The sequence below is a fragment of the Bacteroides caecigallinarum genome, from assembly GCF_016901995.1.
Lineage (GTDB): Bacteria > Bacteroidota > Bacteroidia > Bacteroidales > Bacteroidaceae > Phocaeicola > Phocaeicola cellulolyticus.
Genome location: NZ_JACJLE010000001.1, coordinates 12,955 through 36,464 on the forward strand (window position 1 = coordinate 12,955; position 23,510 = coordinate 36,464).

20 protein-coding genes are annotated in these 23,510 nt (G+C 40.0%); 15 read left to right on the forward strand and 5 right to left on the reverse strand.

The window, feature by feature from the left end; translation table 11 throughout:
• Positions 1-38 precede the first annotated feature (38 nt).
• Together H6A61_RS00045 and H6A61_RS00050 are read right to left on the reverse strand one after the other, a co-directional pair.
• Positions 39-1,016, reverse strand: a complete 978-nt coding sequence (locus H6A61_RS00045) for a GNAT family N-acetyltransferase (protein ID WP_204390313.1) — start codon at positions 1,014-1,016, stop codon at positions 39-41.
• A gap of 27 nt (positions 1,017-1,043) precedes the next feature.
• Positions 1,044-1,862: a 1-acyl-sn-glycerol-3-phosphate acyltransferase gene (locus H6A61_RS00050; protein ID WP_204390314.1), complete on the reverse strand. Its 819-nt coding sequence runs from the start codon at positions 1,860-1,862 to the stop codon at positions 1,044-1,046.
• 504 nt (positions 1,863-2,366) lie between these two features.
• Between H6A61_RS00050 and rsmH the strand changes: the two genes are divergently transcribed.
• The 15 genes from rsmH (at position 2,367) to H6A61_RS00125 (ending at position 20,576) form a co-directional block, all read left to right on the forward strand.
• The gene (gene rsmH, locus H6A61_RS00055) at positions 2,367-3,281 is read left to right on the forward strand and encodes a 16S rRNA (cytosine(1402)-N(4))-methyltransferase RsmH (protein WP_204390315.1); all 915 of its coding nucleotides are present in this window, start codon (positions 2,367-2,369) and stop codon (positions 3,279-3,281) included.
• Between the two features lie 8 nt (positions 3,282-3,289).
• The gene (locus H6A61_RS00060) at positions 3,290-3,646 is read left to right on the forward strand and encodes an FtsL-like putative cell division protein (protein WP_154043400.1); all 357 of its coding nucleotides are present in this window, start codon (positions 3,290-3,292) and stop codon (positions 3,644-3,646) included.
• Positions 3,646-5,760 (forward strand): penicillin-binding protein, encoded by a 2,115-nt coding sequence (locus tag H6A61_RS00065; protein ID WP_204390316.1) that lies wholly within the window; start codon positions 3,646-3,648, stop codon positions 5,758-5,760. The genes H6A61_RS00060 and H6A61_RS00065 overlap by 1 nt, the downstream gene beginning before the upstream one ends.
• A gap of 43 nt (positions 5,761-5,803) precedes the next feature.
• Positions 5,804-7,255 (forward strand): UDP-N-acetylmuramoyl-L-alanyl-D-glutamate--2,6-diaminopimelate ligase, encoded by a 1,452-nt coding sequence (locus tag H6A61_RS00070; RefSeq protein WP_204390317.1) that lies wholly within the window; start codon positions 5,804-5,806, stop codon positions 7,253-7,255.
• Between the two features lie 26 nt (positions 7,256-7,281).
• Complete coding sequence (locus H6A61_RS00075) at positions 7,282-8,550, forward strand: phospho-N-acetylmuramoyl-pentapeptide-transferase (protein WP_154043403.1); 1,269 nt, start codon at positions 7,282-7,284, stop codon at positions 8,548-8,550.
• Between the two features lie 10 nt (positions 8,551-8,560).
• A complete protein-coding gene (gene murD, locus H6A61_RS00080) occupies positions 8,561-9,895 on the forward strand; it encodes a UDP-N-acetylmuramoyl-L-alanine--D-glutamate ligase (RefSeq protein WP_204390318.1) in 1,335 nt (444 codons plus the stop codon).
• A 12-nt stretch (positions 9,896-9,907) separates the two neighbouring features.
• On the forward strand, positions 9,908-11,191 hold the full coding sequence (locus H6A61_RS00085) for an FtsW/RodA/SpoVE family cell cycle protein (RefSeq protein ID WP_204390319.1): 1,284 nt from the start codon (positions 9,908-9,910) through the stop codon (positions 11,189-11,191).
• A gap of 142 nt (positions 11,192-11,333) precedes the next feature.
• A complete protein-coding gene (gene murG, locus H6A61_RS00090) occupies positions 11,334-12,464 on the forward strand; it encodes an undecaprenyldiphospho-muramoylpentapeptide beta-N-acetylglucosaminyltransferase (protein ID WP_154043406.1) in 1,131 nt (376 codons plus the stop codon).
• On the forward strand, positions 12,454-13,830 hold the full coding sequence (locus H6A61_RS00095; protein ID WP_204390320.1) for a UDP-N-acetylmuramate--L-alanine ligase: 1,377 nt from the start codon (positions 12,454-12,456) through the stop codon (positions 13,828-13,830). The genes murG and H6A61_RS00095 overlap by 11 nt, the downstream gene beginning before the upstream one ends.
• Positions 13,827-14,561, forward strand: coding sequence for a cell division protein FtsQ/DivIB (locus H6A61_RS00100; RefSeq protein ID WP_154043408.1), 735 nt, complete (start codon positions 13,827-13,829; stop codon positions 14,559-14,561). The genes H6A61_RS00095 and H6A61_RS00100 overlap by 4 nt, the downstream gene beginning before the upstream one ends.
• Before the next feature lie 8 nt (positions 14,562-14,569).
• Positions 14,570-16,345 carry a cell division protein FtsA gene (ftsA, locus tag H6A61_RS00105; RefSeq protein ID WP_204390321.1) on the forward strand — a complete coding sequence of 592 codons (1,776 nt, stop codon included), beginning with the start codon at positions 14,570-14,572 and terminating at the stop codon, positions 16,343-16,345.
• A gap of 65 nt (positions 16,346-16,410) precedes the next feature.
• Positions 16,411-17,718: a cell division protein FtsZ gene (ftsZ, locus tag H6A61_RS00110; protein ID WP_154043410.1), complete on the forward strand. Its 1,308-nt coding sequence runs from the start codon at positions 16,411-16,413 to the stop codon at positions 17,716-17,718.
• A 45-nt stretch (positions 17,719-17,763) separates the two neighbouring features.
• Complete coding sequence (locus tag H6A61_RS00115) at positions 17,764-18,213, forward strand: GatB/YqeY domain-containing protein (protein ID WP_154043411.1); 450 nt, start codon at positions 17,764-17,766, stop codon at positions 18,211-18,213.
• A gap of 119 nt (positions 18,214-18,332) precedes the next feature.
• Complete coding sequence (locus H6A61_RS00120; protein WP_204390322.1) at positions 18,333-19,250, forward strand: ABC transporter ATP-binding protein; 918 nt, start codon at positions 18,333-18,335, stop codon at positions 19,248-19,250.
• Between the two features lie 27 nt (positions 19,251-19,277).
• Complete coding sequence (locus tag H6A61_RS00125) at positions 19,278-20,576, forward strand: ABC transporter permease (protein WP_154043413.1); 1,299 nt, start codon at positions 19,278-19,280, stop codon at positions 20,574-20,576.
• A gap of 103 nt (positions 20,577-20,679) precedes the next feature.
• Here H6A61_RS00125 and recO read toward each other — a convergent pair whose 3' ends face one another.
• Genes recO through H6A61_RS00140 form a run of 3 tightly spaced genes read right to left on the reverse strand, consistent with a single transcriptional unit; the run spans position 20,680 to position 23,340 of the window.
• Positions 20,680-21,405, reverse strand: a complete 726-nt coding sequence (gene recO, locus H6A61_RS00130) for a DNA repair protein RecO (RefSeq protein WP_204390323.1) — start codon at positions 21,403-21,405, stop codon at positions 20,680-20,682.
• Positions 21,406-21,439: 34 nt separating this feature from the next.
• A complete protein-coding gene (locus H6A61_RS00135; protein ID WP_204390366.1) occupies positions 21,440-22,891 on the reverse strand; it encodes a catalase in 1,452 nt (483 codons plus the stop codon).
• Between the two features lie 11 nt (positions 22,892-22,902).
• Positions 22,903-23,340 (reverse strand): flavodoxin family protein, encoded by a 438-nt coding sequence (locus H6A61_RS00140; RefSeq protein ID WP_204390324.1) that lies wholly within the window; start codon positions 23,338-23,340, stop codon positions 22,903-22,905.
• Between the last annotated feature and the right edge of the window lie 170 nt (positions 23,341-23,510).

The window sequence follows — 23,510 nt, forward strand, 5'->3', positions numbered from 1 at the left end:
ACCTCTGCCCTTTACATATATAATAATTCATTTTAAAATCATCTGACAATAGGATTTGCTCCTGATGTTAAGTTCAATGCTTCAGGATGCTCTTTAATATAAGATTCGATATGACGCACACGCTTTTCTTCCAGAATTTCATCTACCGCTATAAGTATTCCTGTTTCCTCCACATCGCCAAAACCGTAATTGATGGCTGTACCGAACATACGCATTGTAGGTGACAGACTCATATAAGCATTAACCAAAGGAGGTATGTTATATCCTAATTTACGGACTTCAGCGTTCAAGATCTTATAGTCTTCCTTAAACGTATTGCAACAGAACAGTTTTTCAAGAGCTTTCTCGTCAGTCTCTATTTTAAGAGGTTGTTCCGGCAAAATAAGTCCGTCGGGATCATTGAAATGTTTGTTCAGGAAATAAAGTATCATGTCACGACCAAATCTGTTATAACTTGGATACATTGTCATCTTACCGAAAAAATATTTCATTTTAGGATTTATAACTGTAAGTGCTCCAAGTCCGTCCCATAAATTGTCAAGGGCAAACAACCCCTTAGAACCGGCACGGCTAGACTGATATTCCAAAGTTACAAATGAACGTCCTAGTTCAACAGTGTATGGCATGTATTCTTTAAGGAATTTTTCTGAAAAGTTGAACATGTGGGCAGTTGCCAATACAGGCTTGCCATGTTCGTCGAATTCCACCTCATCTCCAAACAGATAACGATAACCACCAAGTATCTCTTCGGCATCAGGATTCCATACAACCAGCTGTTTGTAAGGATTTTCCATCAAGTCATATTCGTCAAGGTCAAGCGATTTACCGGTACCTCCACCCGCCTCACGGAAAGCTATCTCGCGAAGACGACCAATTTCTTTAAGGACATTAGGAGAGTCTTTCCATGTAACAATATATATTTCATTGTTACTTTTATTGGTAAATCTCAATCGTTTTTCTTCTGTCAATTCCGATTTAAGGACTTCCTTGTCAATCGGAGCAATAATATCTTCCATATATCTTCTTGTTTATTTTCTTCTTTTCTATAACTTGTAAACAAGTTCGCGGACATAAGCTGCCCATGCTGCCTGAGAGCGCGATTTATCGAATGTCTGCCAAGGTATAGGCTTTCCAATAGTAATCTTAAACGTCTTATGTCTGTTCTTATACATCTCGTCAGCAAGATACAGCATGGCAATATTGAATTTTATGCCAAAAAATTTGCACAAATTTGCCAAATTATAAAAGAAATCGGAGTTTCTTCCCTCAAAATGAATAGGTACGACATCTCTCTGAGTTTCTACACTCTTCGCTATAAAAGTTTTCTTCCATTCCAGATCCCTTATTACGCCATTACGTCGTCTGGAACACAAACCGGCAGGAAACATAATGATATGCTGATCGGAACGAAACCCCGCTTCTACCATACGCGGAAAATCCCTTGACTGGGAACCTGTTTTATTAATCGGAATACAAAGCGGAGCAAGTCCGTGCAGATTCATCAAAAGGTCATTTACAAGGTATTTTATTTTTCCATCATAGTGTTTGCCAAGAACATAGCCGAGAGCAATACCGTCCTGACCTCCCAAAGGATGATTGGAAACGAATGTACATAATCTGTCGTCAGGCAGGTTTTCCAGTCCTTCAACCTCAAGCTTTATGTCAAGATAGTCCATACATGCTTCCAGAAAATCCACTCCTTTCTTATCAGACACGCTTGACAGGAATGCATTTATCTCATCCTGATGAACTATGCGTTTAAGATAAGAAACAACAAAACGAGGAACACGACGAGCTTTGCTGCCCGCTTTTTCCTTTAATATTTTATCAATATCAATCAGAAAAACTGAACCGTCTGACATATTAATTCTTGTTTTTTTGAAGTTATACAGCGCAAAAATAGTGTATCTTTTGCAAAAAGTTACATTTTCAACGGAAAATTATACAATAATACGCTAAAAAAGATGTAATAATATATTTTAGGGAAGGAATTTTACAATTGGTTTAAATATTCTTTTTTATGCTACGAGGAGTAGTATTATTACAGAAGTAAGTTCATAAACAGGTGCCGACAATCGTCGGCAGAGCGTATCATAATGGTCAGCAATGCATACCACGATGGTCAGCAGCATTACCGTCCATCGTCAGCACCACCCCAAAAGGCACTGGTTTCTCCTCGATACACTAAATTTGAGTAACACTAATAATCCAAACAAAAAATTAATGCCAAATTCATATTTTCTTACCATACCTGTTGATAACTTTTAGAAAGATTTTCCGTTTTCGGTAGCTAATCTTTGTAAGGAAATTTATAATTTTACGCCTAAATTGGATAATAAGGTATAAAGCATAAAAAAACGACATATATGGACGATGTAAAACAGACATATCACGTACCTGTCCTACTGGAAGAGAGTATAGATGGACTGAACCTTAAAAAGGGAGGAATCTATGTTGACGTTACTTTCGGAGGGGGAGGTCACTCCAAAGAGATACTGCGCAGGATGGACAAAAGCTGTAAACTCTACAGTTTCGACCAGGATGAGGATGCCGAAAGGAACATTGTCCATGATGAAAGATTCACATTTGTCAGAAGCAATTTCAGATATCTGAAAAATTTCCTCAAGTATTATGGTGTTGAAGAAGTTGACGGGATACTGGCAGACCTTGGTGTTTCATCGCATCATTTCGATGACTCAGAAAGAGGGTTTTCATTCAGATTCGACGGAAAACTGGACATGCGAATGAACAAAAGAGCCGGTATGACTGCAGCCGATATATTAAACAATTATGATGAAGAGAAATTGGCAGATATTTTCTACCTATATGGAGAATTGAAAAACAGCAGAAAACTGGCTTCGGTAATAGTCAAAAGAAGAAGCGTAAAACCTTTTGACACTATTGGTGATTTTCTTGAAACGGTAAAACCGCTATACGGTAAAGAAAGAGAGAAAAAAGAGATGGCAAAAGTATTTCAGGCTCTTAGAATAGAAGTAAATCAAGAGATGGAAGCCCTGAAAGAGATGCTGTATTCAGCTACAGAAATGCTTAAGCCGGGAGGAAGACTGTCAGTCATTACCTACCATTCACTTGAAGACAGAATGGTAAAGAACATAATGAAGACAGGGAATATCGAAGGAAAAATGGAACAGGACTTTTTCGGAAACGTAAAGACCCCATATAAGACAATAAACAATAAAGTCATTGTACCGGACGATGATGAAATAGAAACAAATCCACGTTCTAGAAGCGCGAAACTGAGAATAGCAGAAAAAAGATAAATTAAATTATGAGTAACAAAGGCGACACAAAAAATGAACATAAAAGCGCGAATATCACCTGGGGTAGTATTCTGGGAGGAGATATTCTGGCTCATGACTTCTTCAAAAGACAGGTCAACCTGCTATGTCTGATTGTGGTGCTTACAATTGTATATATCGACAACAGATATTCAAGCCAGAGAGAAATGATAGAAATAGACAAGCTCAAAAAGGAACTGACAGACATCAAATATGATGCTCTGACCATTTCATCTGAACTAACAGAAAGAAGCAGGCAGTCAAAAATTGAGACCTATATTTCTGAAAAGAGCACTCCTTTGGCTACTTCTACAAAACCACCATACTTGATCAAGGAGGATTATTGATGATACCCGGACATAAAAACCTAACTCTAAGATATACGTTTTTCGTACTGATTATGGCTTTACTGGCCATAGCCGTAATAGTTAAGGCAGGCATAATAATGTTTGCCGAAAGACAGTATTGGAAAGACGTTGCCGACAGGTTCGTCAGAGAAAATGTAATTGTATTCCCTACAAGGGGTAACATAATATCGTCCGACGGTAAACTTATGGCAAGCAGTCTGCCGGAATTCAGAATATACATGGATTTCAAGGCTGGTGGCGTACAGAAAGACACAATGTTGATGAACCACTTGCAGGAAATATGCGAAGGACTGCACAGAATATTTCCCGACCAGAGTGCCGCTGAATTCAGAAGAACAATACTGAAAGGGAGAAAAGCCGGAAGCAGAAATTATCTGCTTTATCCTAAAAGAATTTCCTATATCGAGTACAAAGAAGTGAAAAAGCTTCCCGTTTTCTCACTTAGCAGATACAGAAGCGGACTTCATGAGCTGGCTTATAACCAAAGAAAAAAACCGTTCGGTTCACTTGCCATGCGAACATTAGGAGATTTGTATCCGGACACAGCTTTGGGAGCAAAAAACGGTCTGGAACTGACATACGACAAGTATCTTAAAGGAGAAGTTGGTATTACACACAGGCAAAAGGTCAGAAACCAATATCTGAACATTGTAGATAAGGCACCTGTTGACGGATGCGACCTGATAACAACAATAGATGTTGATATGCAGGATATTGCCGAGAAGGCATTGGTTGACCAGCTAACCAATCTTGAAGCTGAAGCCGGTGTAGCAATAGTTATGGAAGTAAAGACAGGAGAAGTCAAGGCTAATGTAAATATGACAAGAGCCGGAGACGGGAAATACTACGAGATGAGAAATCTTGCAGTAAGCAACCTTATGGAACCAGGTTCTACATTCAAGACAGCCTCAATAATGGTGGCCATGGAAGACGGATACATAACACCCGACTACGAAGTAGATACGGAAAAAGGTATTGTGAACATGCATGGCAGCAGGATGAGAGACTGGAACTGGTATAAAGGAGGATATGGAGTAATTGACGTTACAAAAATCCTTGAAGTGTCTTCAAATATAGGTGTTTCAAAGATTATAGACCATTTCTATGGTGATAATCCTCAGAAATTCATTGACGGTCTTAAAAGAATGAGTATTGACACCCCATTGGAACTGGGATTTACAGGTGAAGCCAGTCCAAGAATTTTAGGTCCTAAAGAAAGATATTTTGCAAAGACTACCCTACCATGGATGAGTATAGGATATGAGACACAAATTCCTCCTATATATATACTCAATTTCTACAATGCAATAGCAAACGACGGAAAGATGGTTAAACCCAAGTTCGTCAAGGCTATCACAAAGGATGGTGACATTATAAAGGATTTCCCGACAGAAACCGTAAACGAACAGATTTGTTCTGAAAAGACTTTGGAGCAAATAAGAGCAATACTTAAAAGTGTTGTAGCAAACGGACTTGCAAAACCGGCAGGAAGCAAACTGTTCAGTGTATCCGGTAAAACAGGAACAGCTCAGATTTCACAGGGAAAAGCGGGTTACAAGAGTGGAGGTACAAAACACCTTGTAAGCTTTTGCGGTTATTTCCCTTCTGAAAGCCCTATGTACAGCTGTTACGTAGCTATACAGGCTCCAAAGGCTAGTCCATCAGGAGGTGTGCAGGCAGGTAGCGTATTCAGCAAGATTGCGGAACGTGTTTATGCAAAACATCTGTTCTTCGATTTGGCACAAGCCAAAGACTCAACTTCAATAATGATTCCTGATACAAAAAACGGGCTCAAAAGTGAAATTACATATATATTAAACGAATTGGATATCGACTGTAACGAGCCTGGAGATGAAATCGTATGGTGTAAAACTGCAAATGGCAGCAACAGTGTTCAATTGAGCGAACTCAACACCAACGAAAAATCTGTTCCAAATGTAAGAGGTATGGGAGCTAAAGATGCAGTATTCCTCCTGGAAGAAAGAGGTCTGAGAGTAAGAATAAGCGGTATGGGTAAAGTTGTTTCACAAAACATACCACCCGGAAGTACCGTAAGAAAAGGACAAACCATAACATTAACCCTCAGACAATAAGAATACATAAGTACAAGAATTAACAAACTAAAAGTTCAAACATATGTTACTGAAAGAACTATTACAGACAGCCGGAAAATATGAGATATCCGGTTCTGACGAGATTGAAATCAACGGTATAGAAATAGACTCAAGAAAGATAAAAGACGGCAACGCATTTATAGCAATAAGAGGTACACAGGCTGATGGTCACGATTATATCTCAAAAGCCATTGAACTGGGAGCAAAAGCCATTATATGCGAAAAGTTGCCTGAAACGACTATAGAAGGTATAACATATGCTATTTTCAGCGATACGGAAGATGCGGTAGGTAAAATTGCAACCACATTTTATGGTAATCCGACAGAAAAACTAGACTTGGTAGGTGTAACAGGAACTAACGGAAAAACTACAATCGCTACATTATTATATAATATGTTCAGAGCTTTCGGATATAAAGCAGGACTTATATCAACAGTATGCAATTATATCGACGGGGAAGCTATACCGACAGAACACACTACTCCCGATCCTATCACACTTAATCAGCTGCTGGGAAAAATGGCAGACGAAGGATGCAAATATGCTTTCATGGAAGTCAGTTCACATTCTGTTGCACAAAAGCGTATAGGCGGGCTTAAGTTTGCCGGAGGAATATTTACCAATCTGACCAGAGACCATCTGGATTATCACAAGACCGTAGAGAATTATCTGAAAGCTAAAAAAGCATTCTTCGACGGGCTTCCAAAGACTGCATTTGCCCTTACAAACGCAGATGACAAGAATGGAATGGTAATGGTACAAAATACAAAGGCTAAAGTAGCCACCTATTCCCTGCGTACCATGGCAGACTTTAAAGGTAAAGTTCTGGAAGACGGATTTGAAGGTATGTTGCTGGATATAAACAATACAGAGGTAAATGTACAGTTTATAGGCAGATTCAACGCATATAACCTTTTAGCTGTTTACGGAGCAGCAAGTCTGCTTGGCAAAAAGCCTGAAGATATTTTATTACAGCTGAGTACCCTCAAACCGGTAAGCGGACGTTTTGATTCACTGCGTTCACCTGAAGGCTACACGGCAATAGTTGATTATGCACACACTCCGGATGCACTTACTAATGTGCTGGATGCTATACACGATGTGTTAAAAGGCAGAGGTAAGGTTATAACTGTAGTAGGAGCAGGCGGCAACAGAGACAAAGGTAAGAGACCTATTATGGCCAAAGAGTCTGTAAGACAAAGCGACAAAGTAATAATTACATCCGACAATCCACGCTTCGAGGAGCCGCAAGATATCATAAACGACATGCTTGCCGGACTAAATAAAGATGAGATGAAGAAGGTCGTTGCCATAACAGACCGAAAAGAAGCTATACGTACAGCATGCATGATGGCTTCGCAGGGTGACGTAATTCTGATTGCCGGTAAGGGACATGAGAATTATCAGGACATAAAAGGTGTGAAATATCATTTTGACGACAAAGAAATAGTAAGAGAAATTTTCTCTAATTAATATAACCTATAATATAGAAGAACTGAATGTTATACTATCTGTTTAAATATTTAGAACAATTTGACTTCCCGGGTGCTAGAATGTTCGGCTATGTCTCGTTCAGAGCTTTAATGGCTGTCATCCTGTCGCTCCTTATTTCTGCAATTTTCGGTGAATTTTTCATTAACAAGCTTAAGAAAAAACAAATCACCGAGGTACAAAGGGACGCTTCGATAGACCCTTTTAACGTAAACAAGAAGGGGGTTCCTACTATGGGAGGAATAATAATCATAGTAGCGATACTGATACCATGCCTGCTTTTAGGTAAACTGCATAACATATATATGATACTTATGCTGATTACAACCATTTGGCTTGGTACATTGGGCTTTCTTGACGACTATATAAAAGTATTCAAGAAAGACAAGGAAGGGCTTCACGGCAAATTCAAAATAATAGGTCAGGTTGGTCTTGGCTTCATAGTAGGCCTGACACTTTATCTCAGCCCGGACGTTGTAATCAGAGAAAATGTTGAAGTACAGAAAAACGGAGAGGTGGTAGATGTGATACACAAGGCACAGGACGAGAAATCAACCAAAACCACAATTCCATTTTTCAAGAACAACAATCTTGATTATGCCGATATAGTAGGCTTCATGGGTGAACATGCACAGGCTGCCGGATGGGTGGTATTCGTAATTATAACCATATTCGTTGTGACAGCAGTTTCAAACGGTGCAAACCTTAACGACGGAATGGATGGTATGACGGCCGGTAACTCCGCTATAATAGGTGTCACATTGGGTATATTGGCATACGTATCGAGCCACATAGAATATGCATCATATCTGAATATAATGTATATACCTGGCAGCGAGGAACTTGTTATATATATATGCGCCTTTATAGGTGCCCTGATAGGTTTCTTATGGTATAACGCATTTCCGGCACAGGTATTTATGGGCGACACCGGCAGTTTGACCATAGGTGGTATCATCGCTGTCTTTGCTATTATCATACACAAAGAACTGCTGATACCTATACTGTGCGGAGTTTTCCTTGTAGAAAATCTTTCTGTTATCCTACAAGTGAAATATTTTCAGAGAGGTAAGAAGAAAGGAGTCAAACAAAGAGTGTTCAAACGTACACCGATACATGATCATTTCAGAACGACCATGGCACAACTTGACCCTAACTGTACATATATATTTACCGGACCAAGTAACGTTTTCCATGAATCAAAAATAACTGTCAGATTCTGGATTGTTACCATAGTTCTGGCTGCAATAACGATTATAACTTTAAAGATCAGATAAATTTATCATCATGGCAAAAAGAATTGTCATTTTAGGAGCCGGAGAAAGCGGAGCGGGAGCTGCCGTACTGGCAAAGAAGAAAGGATTTGACACGTTCGTATCAGACATGTCACTCATCAAGGACAAGTATAAGTATATGCTTGACAGTAAAGGTATTGCCTGGGAAGAAGGCAAACACACTGAAGAACTCATTCTCAATGCAGATGAGGTTATTAAAAGTCCGGGAATACCGAACGACGCACCTATGATTTTAAAGATCAAGGAGAAAAACATTCCAATCATATCTGAAATAGAATTTGCAGGCAGATATACTAATGCAAAGATGATATGTATTACAGGAAGTAACGGAAAAACGACAACAACGTCGCTGATTTATCACATATTCAAAAAAGCAGGACTCAATGTAGGTCTTGCAGGAAACATTGGCCAGAGCCTGGCATATCAGGTTGCTGAATGCAATTATGACTATTACGTAATAGAACTAAGCAGTTTCCAGCTTGACAACATGTACGATTTCCATGCAAACATTGCCGTACTTATGAATATCACTCCGGATCATCTGGACAGATACGAATATAAGATGCAGAATTACATTGACGCAAAATTCAGAATCATCCAGAACCAGACAGAGAACGACGCATTCATTTTCTGGAATGACGATCCTGTAATACAAAGAGAACTGCATAAATATGGAATACACGGACACTATTATCCTTTTTCAGAGACAAAGGAAGAAGGTACTGTGGCTTATGTGAAAGAAAAAAGAATTTGCTTCACCGAACCTATAGCGTTCAACATGGAACAGGAAGAACTTGCACTGACAGGAAAGCATAATCTGTTCAATTCCATGGCTGCCGGACTTTCCGCCAATATTGCTGGTATAAAGAAAGAGTGTATCCGCGAGGCTTTGAGCGATTTCAAGGGAGTGGAACACAGACTTGAAAAAGTTGCCAGAATAAAAGGAGTGGAATACATAAACGACTCTAAAGCAACAAACGTAAACTCATGCTGGTATGCACTCCAGAGCATGACTACAAAGACTGTACTAATCCTTGGCGGAAAAGACAAAGGAAACGATTACAACGAAATAGCCGACCTGGTAAAAGAAAAATGTAGCGGTCTTATATTCATGGGACTGCATAACGAAAAACTACATGACTTCTTCGATGGTTTCGGACTTCCAATAGCAGAAGTAAAAAGCATGAAAGATGCAGTTGATGCAGCATATAAGATGGCAAAAGACGGTGAGACTGTTCTTTTGAGCCCTTGCTGCGCAAGCTTTGACCTGTTTAAAAGCTACGAAGACCGAGGTGACCAGTTTAAGGAATGTGTAAAAAAACTATAATCTGCAACAAAGATGGATTTGCTAAAGAAATTATTTAAAGGCGACAGAATAGTATGGATTATCTTCATGCTATTCTGCCTTATATCAATCATTGAAGTTTTTAGTGCTTCCAGTACACTTACATTCAAGTCGGGTGACCACTGGAGACCGATAACTTCACATATTTCATTGATAATGGCAGGTACCATCATAGTATTTTTCACACACTTGATGCCATGCCGGTGGTTCAAAAAATTCAATATGCTTCTTCCGATATCATGGGGATTGCTTTTGGTAGTACTCATAATTGGTGCCATGACTAACGGGGCAAAAAGGTGGATTGATTTGGGAGTATTCCAATTCCAGCCGTCAGAAGTTGCAAAAATGGCTCTGATAATATCTGTTGCAACTACACTGGCAAAATTCCAGCAGGAAGACGGTGCAGACAAAAAGGCTTTCAAATACATACTGATATCAACAGGTATAACGGTAATGCTTATTATTTCAGAAAACCTGTCAACAGCTGCCCTACTCTGTGCCACAGTGTTCGTTATGATGTTTATAGGAAGAGTACCGATGAAGCAGTTGGGCAAACTGGCAGGCGCAGCAATACTATTCATTGTAATAGCACTCAGCGCCATAAAGTTCATACCGGACAAAGCCTGGGACGCAGTAGGACTTCACCGTTTCACTACATGGAAAAGCCGACTTGACAATCATTTCAATCAGGCTCAGGTTCCTGCAGCCAAATTTGATATTGACAATGATGCTCAGGTTGCACATGCCAACATAGCAATAGCTACAAGTAACATTATAGGAAAAGGTCCCGGCAACAGTGTGCAACGTGACTTCCTGTCGCAGGCATTCTCGGACTTCATCTATGCTATCATCATAGAAGAGCTAGGACTGGTTGGAGGAGCTTTTGTGGCACTGCTGTATATAGTACTATTACTTAGAATAGGTAAAATAGCACGAGGGTGCGATGAACCTTATTACGCTTTACTCGTTATAGGTATAGGCATATTATTGTCAATACAGGCAATGTTCAACATGCTGGTGGCAGTAGGCATAATACCGGTAACAGGACAACCTCTACCACTTATAAGCAAAGGAGGAACATCCATACTTATCAATTCGGTTTATATCGGTATAATATTAAGTATAAGCCGACACGTATATGACCTTCAGGCAAAAGAGGAAGAGGAAAAAGCTGCAGAAGAAGCCAAATTACATGATGCGGCAGTCTCAATACTGAAGAATGCAGCATTGGAACTGGCAGAAAAAGATCCAAAAGACAAAGATGAGAATTTCAACTAAAAAGTTGGGATATAACGATATAAATATATTAATTTCTTATTATTCTGTTTTTATTTGAAGTTTATTAATAACTTTGCGAAAAATAGTTTTAAAAGAAAATATAAAATAGCAGGGTTTTAAAGGCCTGACAAAATATAAAACAATGAACGATAATCTACGTATAATAATAAGCGGAGGTGGAACCGGAGGACATATTTTCCCGGCAATATCCATAGCAAATGCCATAAAAGAATTGAGGCCAGACACAGAAATACTCTTTGTAGGTGCAGAAGGAAGAATGGAAATGCAAAGAGTTCCGGCTGCGGGATATAAGATAATAGGTCTGCCGGTAGCAGGTTTTGACAGGAAAAATCTCTTAAAAAACTTTGCAGTGATAGTGCGACTTATAAAAAGCCAGATGATAGCGCGTAAGATTATCAATGACTTTAAGCCACATGCAGCTGTCGGAGTTGGTGGATACGCAAGTGGTCCGACTCTGAAAATGGCAGGGGCAATGGGAATACCTACTCTTATTCAGGAACAGAACTCATATGCCGGAGTGACAAACAAATTACTTGCCGGAAAAGCATCTAAAATATGTGTGGCTTATCCTGGCATGGAAAAATTCTTCGATAAGGATAAAATAATAATGACGGGAAATCCTGTAAGACAAGGATTATTGGAAAACAATCTGTCTAAAGAGGATGCAATTAAGTCATTCGGTCTTGACACTAAAAAGAAGACAATCCTTATTATAGGCGGTAGCCTGGGAGCCAGAACACTGAACAACTGCGTGATGCACTCTATGGGAAAGATTAAATCATCAGATGTGCAGTTTATATGGCAGACAGGTAAATTTTACATCAACGAAGCCAAAGAATGCTACAATGCCGAAGGCAATCCGGAAATGATTCACACTACGGACTTCATATCTAATATGAATGCTGCTTATACGGCTGCCGACCTGGTAGTCAGCAGAGCTGGTGCAGGTTCTATTTCAGAATTCTGTCTTTTGGGCAAGCCTGTGATCTTGGTTCCATCACCAAACGTGGCAGAAGACCATCAGACAAAAAATGCTATGGCCCTTGTGGATAAAGGAGCTGCCGTTTATATAAAAGATTCGGAAGCTGAAGATAAACTAATAGCCACTGCCATTGAACTGGTAAATGATGAATCAAGACTAAAAGCCCTTAGTGAAAATATAAAGAAACTGGCCTTTAACAACTCTGCAACTATCATTGCTGAAGAAGTTTGTAAACTGGCTGATAAATACAAGAACGAACATGAACATTAATTCTATAAAATCCGTATATTTTATTGGTGCAGGCGGTATAGGAATGAGTGCACTGGTCAGATACTTCCTGTCAAAAGGCAAGAAGGTGGCCGGCTACGACCGTACTCAAAGCGAACTTACCGACAGACTGATAGAAGAAGGAGCAGAGATACATTACGAAGAGAATATTTCCCTGATTCCGGAAGAATGTAAAGACAAAGAGAATACGCTGGTTATATACACCCCGGCAATACCTTTGACACATAAGGAATTCGTTTACTTCAAAGAAAACGGGTTCGAGATTCTAAAACGTGCTCAGGTGCTTGGAATGATAACAAAGACCGAAAAAGGATTGTGCGTGGCAGGTACACACGGAAAGACTACAACATCTACGCTTACCGCACATCTGCTTCACCAGTCACATATAGGCTGCAATGCATTCCTTGGCGGTATCTCTAAAAATTACAAGACAAATCTTCTATTATCCGATACCAGCGAATATGTAGTAATAGAAGCAGATGAGTTTGACAGATCATTCCACTGGCTTACACCATTTGCAACTGTTATAACAGCAACGGATTCTGACCATCTGGATATATACGGAACACGTGAAGCATATCTGGAAAGCTTCAACAAATATACTTCGTTAATACGTCCGGACGGATATCTCATTGTGAAAAAAGGAATAGACCTCTCTCCAAGAGTACAAGATGGTGTAAAGACATATTCATACGGAATCAACGAAGGGGATTTCAAGGCTGAAAATATAAGAATCGGGAATGGCGAAATAATTTTCGACTATATATCCCCATTCGGCAATATAAAAGATATAAAGCTCGGAGTGCCTGTATATGTTAATATAGAGAATGGTATAGCTGCAATGGCTCTGGCACAAATAGCAGGAGTAAGCAACGAAGAGATTAAAAGCGCAATGCCTACATTTGGAGGTGTTGACCGACGTTTTGACTTCAAAATAAAGGAAGACAATCTGGTGTTCCTGAGCGACTATGCGCACCACCCGGCAGAAATAAAGCAAAGCATTTCTTCAATAAAAGCACTTTATCCTGACAAAAAAGTTACAGCTGTATTCCAGCCGCACTTATATACCAGGACCAGAGACTTCTATAAAGAATTTGCAGAAAGTCTGTCACTGGCAGACGAAATTATACTGCTTGACATTTATCCTGCCAGAGAGCTTCCTATTGAAGGAGTTACAAGCAAGCTGATATATGATAATATTGCATCCGGAAAAACAAAAAGTTTATGCAGCAAAGACGAACTTCCTGAAATAATCAGGAACAAGGATATTGAGGTTCTCATAACTTTGGGCGCCGGCGACATAGACAACATGGTTCCACAAATTTATAATATACTGAAAAATAAATGATAAAACGAATTCTTATACTCTTGGCTTTGATTGCAACATCGGTTTATCTGGTGTTGGCAGTCACTATGTTTAACGCAAAGCCTCTTGACAGGCCTTGTGAGGGTATGGAATTGGAAATTATGGACGACATTGATTATGAGTTCATAACACTACGTGATATCGAAGCAATATTAAAGAACAAAAAACTTCTACCTACAGGTAAAAAACAAAAGGAGATAAATGTCAGGAACTTAGAAATAGAACTTGAGAAGAATTCTTTTGTAAAAGATGCGGAATGTTACATCACCAAAGGCGGTAAAGTAAAAATAGATGTATATCAGAGAATACCACTGATGAGGGTAATGAGCAGCAACGGCGACAATTATTACATTGACAATGAAGGGAAAGTGATGAACGCAAGCGGTAAAGCCGTACACGTTGCCGTAGCTACAGGATACATTGACAGAAAATTTGCAAGCGACAAACTTTTCCAACTTGCATGTTTTCTCAAATCGGATAAATTCTGGAATTCACAGATTGAACAAATCAACGTGACTCCCAAACAAGAAATTGAACTTGTGCCAAGAGTAGGAAATCATATACTATTCTTAGGGAAGCCTGAAATGTTCGAAACTAAATTCAAGAAACTAAAGGCATTCTACACTGAAGGTTTAAATAAAGTAGGATGGAATAAATACCAACGTATCAGCGTTGAATTCAACAACCAGATAATTTGCACAAAAAAGGAGTAATATAAGATATGGCAGCAACAGATTTCATAGTAGCGATTGAATTAGGTTCAACAGAGATAACCGGCATCGCAGGTAAGAAAAATGCAGATGGCAGCTTGAATATACTGGCTTATTCTTCTGAAAAGTCAGCCGACTGTATTAAAAAAGGAGTTATCTATAATCTGGATAAGACCACACAAAAGCTCACTTCAGTTATAAAAGGGCTTGAAAACAAACTTCAGGCCGGTATAAAGAAAGTTTATATCGGTGTGGGCGGTCTATCACTAAGAAGTGTCAGGAATTCCGAAAACAGACAATTGGGAGAAGACACCAGAATATCGCAAGCCATAATTGACAGTATGATGCAGAATAATCTGGACATACCTCCATTGGACTATGAGATACTTGCTGTTGAACCTCAAGAATATAAGATAGGCAACAATCTGCTTACTGAGCCTGTAGGTACTACAGCCAACAGCATAGAGGGAAACTATCTGAATATCATCGCACGCCCTTCTGTCAAACAAAATATAAGACAGTGTCTGTCGCATACCGGATATGACATTGCCGGATTTGCTATATCACCTATGGCTACAGCTGATGCCGTGCTCACTACTAACGAAAAAAGATCAGGTTGTGCACTTATCGATTTCGGAGCCGATACTACAACTGTAAGTGTCTATAAAAACAATATATTGCGCCATGTCTGTGTAATTCCATTAGGTGGAAACAACATTACAAAAGATATAACCAGCAAACAGATAGAGGAAGACGATGCTGAACTGATAAAACTGAGATATGCATCTGCCTATACAGAACACAAAGAAGGTGAAGAAGTACAGGACTCAGAGTTCACTATCGACGGTAAATTCACCATACAGTCAAGGGTACTTGAGGATATTGTGGAAGCCAGAGTAAATGAAATTCTGAACAATGTATTCAACCAGATAAAGCTTTCCAACTATAGCGATTCATTAATGGCCGGTATCATCGTTACCGGAGGAATGGCTAATATGCCGGATATTGACAAAGCCATAACAAACATTACAAAAATCGAAAAAGTAAGGATAGCTTTAAACAGCGAGACAAATATTGTAGGAAACACTGTTATACCTAAAAACGGTAAATCAAATACCCTAATAGGAATATTGATGTCCGGCGAAGAAAATTGCTGCAGAATTGATCCGAGAAAGGGACATCAACTTGACTTTAATGAAGAAGCTGTAGCCGGAAACGACAAACAAGAGAATAATAACTCGGAAGAGCAGCAAAAAGAGTCGGAAGAAACCAAAGCCGAAGAGACAATCAAAGAGGTTGAAACTATAGATAACACAAAAGAATGTCATCAACTGGTAATTACAGCATCACAGCTGATATTGAGCAGAGGATATTCTGAAGCGATTGAAGTATTGGACAAGGCCAAGAAGCTGAACGTAGAAGCCAAAGCCAGAGAAATCGACTCACTGGAAAAAGAAGCAAAGAGACTTCTGGAAGAAGCCGAAAGAGTGAGAGCTATAAAAGAGGCAAAATTACAGGCTGAAAAGCAACGTGAAGCACATAAAAAAGAAGAATGTAATAAATTGTTGGAAGAAGCAATAGAGCTCATAGACAAAGAAAAATACAAAACCGCAAAAGAAAAACTTGACGCTGCAAGGGTATATAATATTGCGGAATGTAACCTGATTATAGAAGATCTGGAAGAAAAAATTGTGAAGACCCAGAAAAACAAGAAAAGAAGTATCTTTGACAGGATAAAACAAGGTATGAGCAAAGCTTCTGAAGAGTTTTTTGATGGAATAAAATAAAAGGCATCCATCATTTGATACCAACAATAAACAGTTATAACTAATAAACTAAAACTTAAAACGATATGTCAGACGAAACAACAATGCCTTTCGATTTTCCGAGAGACGTACAACATATAATAAAAGTCATTGGTGTAGGTGGCGGTGGCGGTAATGCCGTCAATCATATGTACAGGGAAGGTATCCATGATGTAAACTTTGTAGTCTGCAATACAGATAACCAGGCCTTGGATGAGTCGCCTGTACCTATAAAGCTACAGTTGGGTAGCGAAGGTCTGGGAGCCGGTAACCGTCCGGAAAGAGCCAGAGCCGCAGCCGAGGAAAGTATCGAACAGGTAAAAGATATGCTCAACGACGGATGCCGCATGGCTTTCATCACTGCCGGAATGGGTGGTGGAACAGGAACAGGTGCAGCCCCAATCATCGCCAAGGCAGCCAAGGATATGGACATCCTTACCGTAGGTATCGTTACCATTCCATTCCTTTTTGAAGGAAACAAGAAAATTGACCAGGCTCTCGACGGTGTGGAAGAAATGAGCAAACATGTCGATGCACTTCTGGTTATCAACAACGAAAGACTTCGTGATGTATATTCAGACATCAGCGTAATGAACGCTTTTGGAAAGGCCGACGACACCCTGTCTGTTGCAGCCAAGAGTATAGCAGAGATAATAACATTGAGAGGTAAGATAAACCTTGACTTCAACGATGTGAAGACCGTACTTAAGGATGGTGGTGTGGCAATCATGAGTACAGGTTATGGCGAAGGTGAAGGTAGGGTTTCAAAGGCCATCAACGACGCTTTGAACTCGCCATTGCTGAACAACAACGATATTTTCAATTCAAAGAAAGTACTTTTCGTCATTACATATAGTCCGACAAGCGAACTTATGATGAACGAGATGGATGAAATCCACGATTTCATGAGCAAATTCGGAAAAGACTTCGAAACCAAATGGGGTCTTTATGAAGACAGCTCTCTTGAATCGAAAATCAAGTTTACAATACTTGCCACAGGTTTCGGTATTTCGGATGTTCCGGGAATGGACAATGTAATACAGAAACATACCAAAGAAGAAGAGGAACGTCTGGCTGAACAGGAAGAAATCAGACAGAAGAAGGAAGACCGCCGAAGCAACTACTACGGGGCGAATATAGTAAGAACAAACAGAAAGAGAAGACATCACTTGTATGTATTCAGCCAAGAAGATCTTGACAACGATGATATCATAAGCATGGTAGAAACCATACCTGCCTACAAGAGAACAAAGAGTGAGCTTGAAAGCATACAGTCGAAAGCAGCTATGCAGGAAAACCCATCACAGAATTCGGAATCCAACAATTCTGAAAGTACTGTCATAAGCTTCTTCTAATACCAACAAAGATAAAATACTTATAAACTTAAAAACTCATATATTATGGATTTATTCGAACAGATCAGCAACGATATCAAGGAAGCCATGAAGGCTAAAGACAAAGTTAAACTTGAAACTTTGCGTAATGTGAAAAAATTCTTCCTTGAAGCAAAAACAGCTCCTGGAGCTAACGATACACTGACAGACGATGCAGCACTGAAGATTATGCAGAAACTCGTGAAACAAGGAAAAGATTCAGCTGCTGTGTATGAAGGACAGGGCCGTGCAGACCTGGCAGAAGCTGAAATGGCACAGGTAAGAGTAATTGAAACTTACCTTCCAAAACAACTTTCTGCAGAAGAACTTGAAGCAAAGCTTAAAGAAATCATTGAGCGTACAGGTGCAAAAGACGGAAAAGACATGGGTAAGGTCATGGGAGTGGCATCTAAAGAACTTGCAGGCCTGGCAGAAGGAAGAGCAATATCAGCAAAAGTGAAAGAGCTTCTGAACTAATATTACTCACAAAATTAGAATATAATGACAGCGGTATATATATTATGATTTAGACAAAAGCTTATTTCATAACTATATATACCGTTTTTTCTTATTATAAGATTAAAGACCAAACATTTATGAGCGAATTCTTTTTGGAAGCGCATAACATAGTGAAAAGTTATGCCAACCACACAGCCCTGAACGGCGTCAGCATCAATGTCCCAAAAGGAAAAGTATTCGGACTTCTGGGACCTAATGGAGCCGGAAAGACAACATTGATAAGAATAATAAACCGTATAACTGCCCCTGATTCAGGAGAAGTATATTTCGACGGTCATCTGTCACAACCTGACGATATCTACAGTATAGGATACCTGCCTGAGGAAAGAGGACTTTACAAAAAGATGAAAGTTGGCGAACAGGCTATCTACCTTGCACAACTCAAAGGATTGGACAAACGTGAAGCGACAAAACGTCTGAAAGAATGGTTCGACAAATTCGAAATAACCCAATGGTGGGACAAAAAGCTGGAAGAGCTGTCGAAAGGTATGCAACAGAAAGTTCAGTTCGTTATAACAGTACTTCACAAACCACAATTGTTGATATTCGATGAGCCATTTTCAGGTTTCGATCCTGTAAACGCAGAGCTTCTGAAAAGAGAAATCCTGGAACTTAAAAATCAGGGACACACAATAATCTTTTCTACTCATAACATGTCTTCAGTAGAGGAAATTTGTGATAACATCGCCTTGATAAACCACTCACAAGTAGTACTGCAAGGGGAAGTAAACGAGGTACGTTCGCAATTCAAGTCTAACACATACAGACTAGGATTACACATGGGAGACAAACTGGCCGAGAACAGTATGTTCGAAATCCTATCATCCGAAATCAAAGGAGGAGAACATATTTATACCATAAAGAAGACAAACGAGATGAGCAATTCACAACTTCTGACAGCTATTGCTGCTGGAAATGAAGTGACATCATTCTCCGAATGCCTTCCTTCGATGAACGAAATATTCATTAAGACTGTGGAAAACAGCAAACTGTAAAAAAACACCTTCTATTTGCCTATACTTATGAACAAGACATTCATTATAATTCACCGCGAGTTCATGAACCGCGTGAGCAAAAAATCATTTATCATACTGACTGTTCTGATGCCGTTCATTTTTGCAGCACTGATATTCGTACCACTGATGCTTTCGATGGTAAAGAGCGACGAACAGAAAAACATTGCTGTGATTGACCATACTGGAAAATATTTCCCTATGATGGCCAATGACGAATCATATTTATTCTTCCCTGAGACAGAAATGAAAGATGAGTTCCGCTCGGATACGACAGCCTACAGCGCAGTTATAGAAATCACAGCAGATCTGATAGAAAATCCTGATGCGGCAGCTATCTATTCGCGCAAGGAAATCCCACAGGGACTGTCGCGTATAGTTAACAATGCCATAAACGAACAGATCCGTCACGACAAACTGACGAACTACAATATTCCTCAGTTGCAGAGGATTATGAACGATTTCGAACAGACCTACAGCATACGCACAATCAAATGGAGCGACGACGGCAGCGAGAGCGAATCGAATGCAGGAGTAGCCGTAGCAGCAGGTATGATACTGACATTCCTCATCTATATGTTCGTTATGTCATACGGAGGTATGGTAATGCAAAGCGTAATGGAAGAGAAGACTAACCGTATAGTAGAACTTATGATTTCGTCTGTACGCCCATTCCAGCTGATGATAGGTAAAATCATAGGAATCGGACTTGTAGGAATATTGCAGCTTGCCATTTGGGGAGTAATGCTTGTTATAATACTTACTGCTGCCGGATTAATGTTCGGAGTATCAGCAATGTCAAATCCTGATGCAATGATGGCTGCAACTTCAACACCGATGCCGGAACCTACAGAAGCAAATGCCATACTTGCATCTATCAACAACCTTAACCTGCCTGCACTGGGTGGTATATTCGTACTGAACTTCATAGGCGGTTATCTGGTTTATGCTTCTATATTTGCAGCGATAGGCGCATCTATCAATGAGGCTGAAGACTCACAGCAGTTTATGACTCCAATAGTGTTCCTTCTTATTTTTGCACTATATGCAGCTATATACAGTGCGGAAAATGCCGATGGCCCGTTAGCCGTATGGTGTTCAATGATTCCTTTCACATCTCCGGTGGTCTCAATGGTACGTGTATCTCTCGACGCTCCTGTATGGCAGACAACTGTTTCTCTGATAATTCTATATATATCTGCTTTCACACTGATATGGCTTGCAGGAAAGATTTACAGAGTGGGAATCCTGATGTACGGAAAGAAGCCTTCTTTAAAAGAGATGATTAAATGGATAAGCTATAAATAAGTTTTCTAATGCCGACTACTGTCGGCATATAAAAAAGACTATAAATACGAAAACTTTATACCCGTTGGCAGAGTTAAATTATAGTTCTGCCAACGGGTATTTCTTATATAAACAGTTCCTGTAATACGGACAAAGATTTCAGTTCCGGAAAATCCGGCAGATGCAACCGGTAATATTCGTTTATAATATCCAGACATCTGTTTCTCTCCATACGGTTCATGGCAAACAGATGCATATTGTCGTACTTCATACGCATCAGGTTGACTATACGTGCCGATTCCTCAGGATGAAGGAACATTCCATGAAAAGGTTTCTCTATAGTAAAACATGCATTCATAAGGTCGAAATAAGCACCTTCTGCGTAATCCTCAGTATTGGGATAGAGTCCGAGAAATCTTGACAGGCGGATGAGGAACACGAGATGAAAATTAGAAAAACTTTTTTCGCAGGCATCAAGCCACATTATCGAACCTGCCAAATACGAGAAAAGAGCTTCATCTCTACCCTCTTCTTTCAAGGCACGGAAAAGGAATTCTGACAGGAACATTGCTATTCCCGATTTATATGGATCATATGGAAGTGAACTCAGGACATGCCACAATCTGGCTTCACGTACAGGATGCAACGAAGCTCGCGGGCGGACTTCTGCATCAATCTCTACCATTGCAAAAGGCTGAAACAAAAGACTCATCGCACCTTTTTTCTTCGATCGCGACACAGGTATAAGAAAAGACATTCGCCCATTCTCACGTGTGAAGATATGGGCGATGTTCTTTGTGTCATTATACTTGAATGAACATAATACTATTCCTTGATATCTCTGCAACATAACAGTGCAAAGTTAAAGAATATATCATAAAAAATCAATCAATTTCCAGTCCAAGTGCTTTTGCCACTCCACGACCGTAAGCCTCATCAGCTTTCATACAGTTATTGATATGTCTGCGCTTGATTTCTACAGGTATATCACCCATAGCACGGGCAGTATTTTCAAACAATACCTGCTGCTGTTCCGGTGTCATCAGGCGGAAGAGGGCTCTCGGCTGTGAATAATAATCAGTGTCGTCCTCACGGTAATCCCACTGGTATGCTGCACCGTCGAGTTCCAAAGGCGGCTCCTTATATTCTGTCTGGTTCATCCATTCTCCGAAGCTGTTAGGCTCGTAGCCGATAGTAGAACCGTGATTGCCATCCACACGCATCTGTCCGTCACGGTGATACATATTGAGGAACGGACAACGGCTGCGGTTTACAGGTATCTGATGATGGTTCACGCCCAAACGGTAACGCTGTGTATCTCCGTATGAGAACAATCGCCCCTGAAGCATGCGGTCAGGCGAGAAGCTGATGCCCGGAACTACATTTGCCGGATTAAAGGCCGCCTGTTCCACATCGGCAAAATAGTTTTCAGGATTACGGTTAAGTTCCATAATACCCACCTCTATCAGCGGATATTCTTTCTGCGACCATACCTTGGTCAAATCGAACGGATTGTAAGGACAGTTTCTTGCCTGTTCCTCTGTCATAAGCTGTACGAACATCTTCCATTTCGGGAAGTCACCCTTCTCAATGCTTTCATACAAATCACGCTGATGACTTTCACGGTCTTTTGCTATGATAGCCTCAGCCTCTTGGTCTGTCAGGTTCTTGATACCCTGCATGGTGTGAAGGTGAAATTTCACCCATGTGCGCACACCTTCGGCATTGATAAACGAGAATGTATGGCTTCCATATCCGTGCATGTGTCTGTATGAATACGGAATACCTCTGTCACTCATAGTGATTGTTACCTGATGTAGTGCTTCTGGAAGCAGTGTCCAGAAATCCCAGTTATTCTTAGGACTACGCATGTTTGTGCGAGGGTCACGTTTCACGGCATGATTCAAATCAGGGAATTTAAGCGGATCGCGCAAGAAGAATACTGGAGTATTGTTTCCCACGAGATCCCAATTGCCTTCCTCTGTATAGAACTTGATGGCGAAACCTCTGATGTCGCGTTCCGCATCGGCTGCTCCGCGTTCGCCTGCCACAGTAGAGAAACGAACAAACAATTCCGTTTCCTTTCCTACTTCAGAGAAGATGGCAGCTTTAGTGTATTTGGTAATATCATTAGTAACGGTGAATTTTCCGAAAGCGCCCGACCCTTTGGCGTGCATACGTCTTTCAGGAATTACCTCTCTGTCAAAATGTGCAAGCTTTTCAAGAAACCATACATCCTGTAAAAGCATAGGTCCTCTTTTTCCGGCTGTAGCCACATTCTGATTGTCGGCTACCAGTGCCCCCTGGGCTGTTGTTAGTTTTTTGTTTCCATAAATACCTCCTTAAATTATTTAGTTAACATGTTACTTTGTATAAAAGTATCCAGTTTAGTTTTGTCTTCGTCTGTCAAACGTGCTGTCTTCGATTTCAAGAAACCGCTTACTCCCTTTCCGGTCATATTCATAGCCTTTCTCATCCTGCGGTACATACTTCCGGTCCTTATCTTGTAGGTAGTAAAAAACATGACCTTGCGTTCATCCATATAACCTGCAACAGACTTGCTGAAGTCAATCCACTTCCGATGCGGATGCTGTCCTATAACAAACCAGCCGCAAGTCCAACACCCTGATAACACAATGTCTGATTTCAACAATCTCTGCTTGTCGAAATCCGAAATTGAGGACAGGCTAACATCAAGTCCCTTCGACCACAGGTACATAGCTATCTCTCTGGCATATGCAGCTGTCCGGCCGGTATGGCTATAGTATAAAACCGTCGCTTTCATTATTATTAATACTTTACTATTATTACTTCGTTGTCAAACAAATCAGATATAATCAACAAAGTTTTCATACGCATTTAAAATTTGTAACAAATATAAATATGCAAAAGATATTTCACTATATTTGTGAAATTCTATTTTCCGATAACAGTTATTGATAAAAACGATATAGC

What these genes read in the sequence shown, in the direction of transcription:
- murG (WP_154043406.1), top strand. Translation starts at nt 11,334, where the DNA reads ATGAACGATAATCTACGTATAATAATAAGCGGAGGTGGAACCGGAGGA.
- murD (WP_204390318.1), top strand. Translation starts at nt 8,561, where the DNA reads ATGGCAAAAAGAATTGTCATTTTAGGAGCCGGAGAAAGCGGAGCGGGA.
- rsmH (WP_204390315.1), top strand. Translation starts at nt 2,367, where the DNA reads ATGGACGATGTAAAACAGACATATCACGTACCTGTCCTACTGGAAGAG.
- H6A61_RS00065 (WP_204390316.1), top strand. Translation starts at nt 3,646, where the DNA reads ATGATACCCGGACATAAAAACCTAACTCTAAGATATACGTTTTTCGTA.
- H6A61_RS00050 (WP_204390314.1), bottom strand. Translation starts at nt 1,862, where the DNA reads ATGTCAGACGGTTCAGTTTTTCTGATTGATATTGATAAAATATTAAAG.
- H6A61_RS00100 (WP_154043408.1), top strand. Translation starts at nt 13,827, where the DNA reads ATGATAAAACGAATTCTTATACTCTTGGCTTTGATTGCAACATCGGTT.
- H6A61_RS00120 (WP_204390322.1), top strand. Translation starts at nt 18,333, where the DNA reads ATGAGCGAATTCTTTTTGGAAGCGCATAACATAGTGAAAAGTTATGCC.
- ftsZ (WP_154043410.1), top strand. Translation starts at nt 16,411, where the DNA reads ATGTCAGACGAAACAACAATGCCTTTCGATTTTCCGAGAGACGTACAA.
- H6A61_RS00115 (WP_154043411.1), top strand. Translation starts at nt 17,764, where the DNA reads ATGGATTTATTCGAACAGATCAGCAACGATATCAAGGAAGCCATGAAG.
- recO (WP_204390323.1), bottom strand. Translation starts at nt 21,405, where the DNA reads ATGTTGCAGAGATATCAAGGAATAGTATTATGTTCATTCAAGTATAAT.
- H6A61_RS00085 (WP_204390319.1), top strand. Translation starts at nt 9,908, where the DNA reads ATGGATTTGCTAAAGAAATTATTTAAAGGCGACAGAATAGTATGGATT.
- H6A61_RS00095 (WP_204390320.1), top strand. Translation starts at nt 12,454, where the DNA reads ATGAACATTAATTCTATAAAATCCGTATATTTTATTGGTGCAGGCGGT.
- H6A61_RS00125 (WP_154043413.1), top strand. Translation starts at nt 19,278, where the DNA reads ATGAACAAGACATTCATTATAATTCACCGCGAGTTCATGAACCGCGTG.
- H6A61_RS00140 (WP_204390324.1), bottom strand. Translation starts at nt 23,340, where the DNA reads ATGAAAGCGACGGTTTTATACTATAGCCATACCGGCCGGACAGCTGCA.
- ftsA (WP_204390321.1), top strand. Translation starts at nt 14,570, where the DNA reads ATGGCAGCAACAGATTTCATAGTAGCGATTGAATTAGGTTCAACAGAG.
- H6A61_RS00060 (WP_154043400.1), top strand. Translation starts at nt 3,290, where the DNA reads ATGAGTAACAAAGGCGACACAAAAAATGAACATAAAAGCGCGAATATC.
- H6A61_RS00075 (WP_154043403.1), top strand. Translation starts at nt 7,282, where the DNA reads ATGTTATACTATCTGTTTAAATATTTAGAACAATTTGACTTCCCGGGT.
- H6A61_RS00045 (WP_204390313.1), bottom strand. Translation starts at nt 1,016, where the DNA reads ATGGAAGATATTATTGCTCCGATTGACAAGGAAGTCCTTAAATCGGAA.
- H6A61_RS00070 (WP_204390317.1), top strand. Translation starts at nt 5,804, where the DNA reads ATGTTACTGAAAGAACTATTACAGACAGCCGGAAAATATGAGATATCC.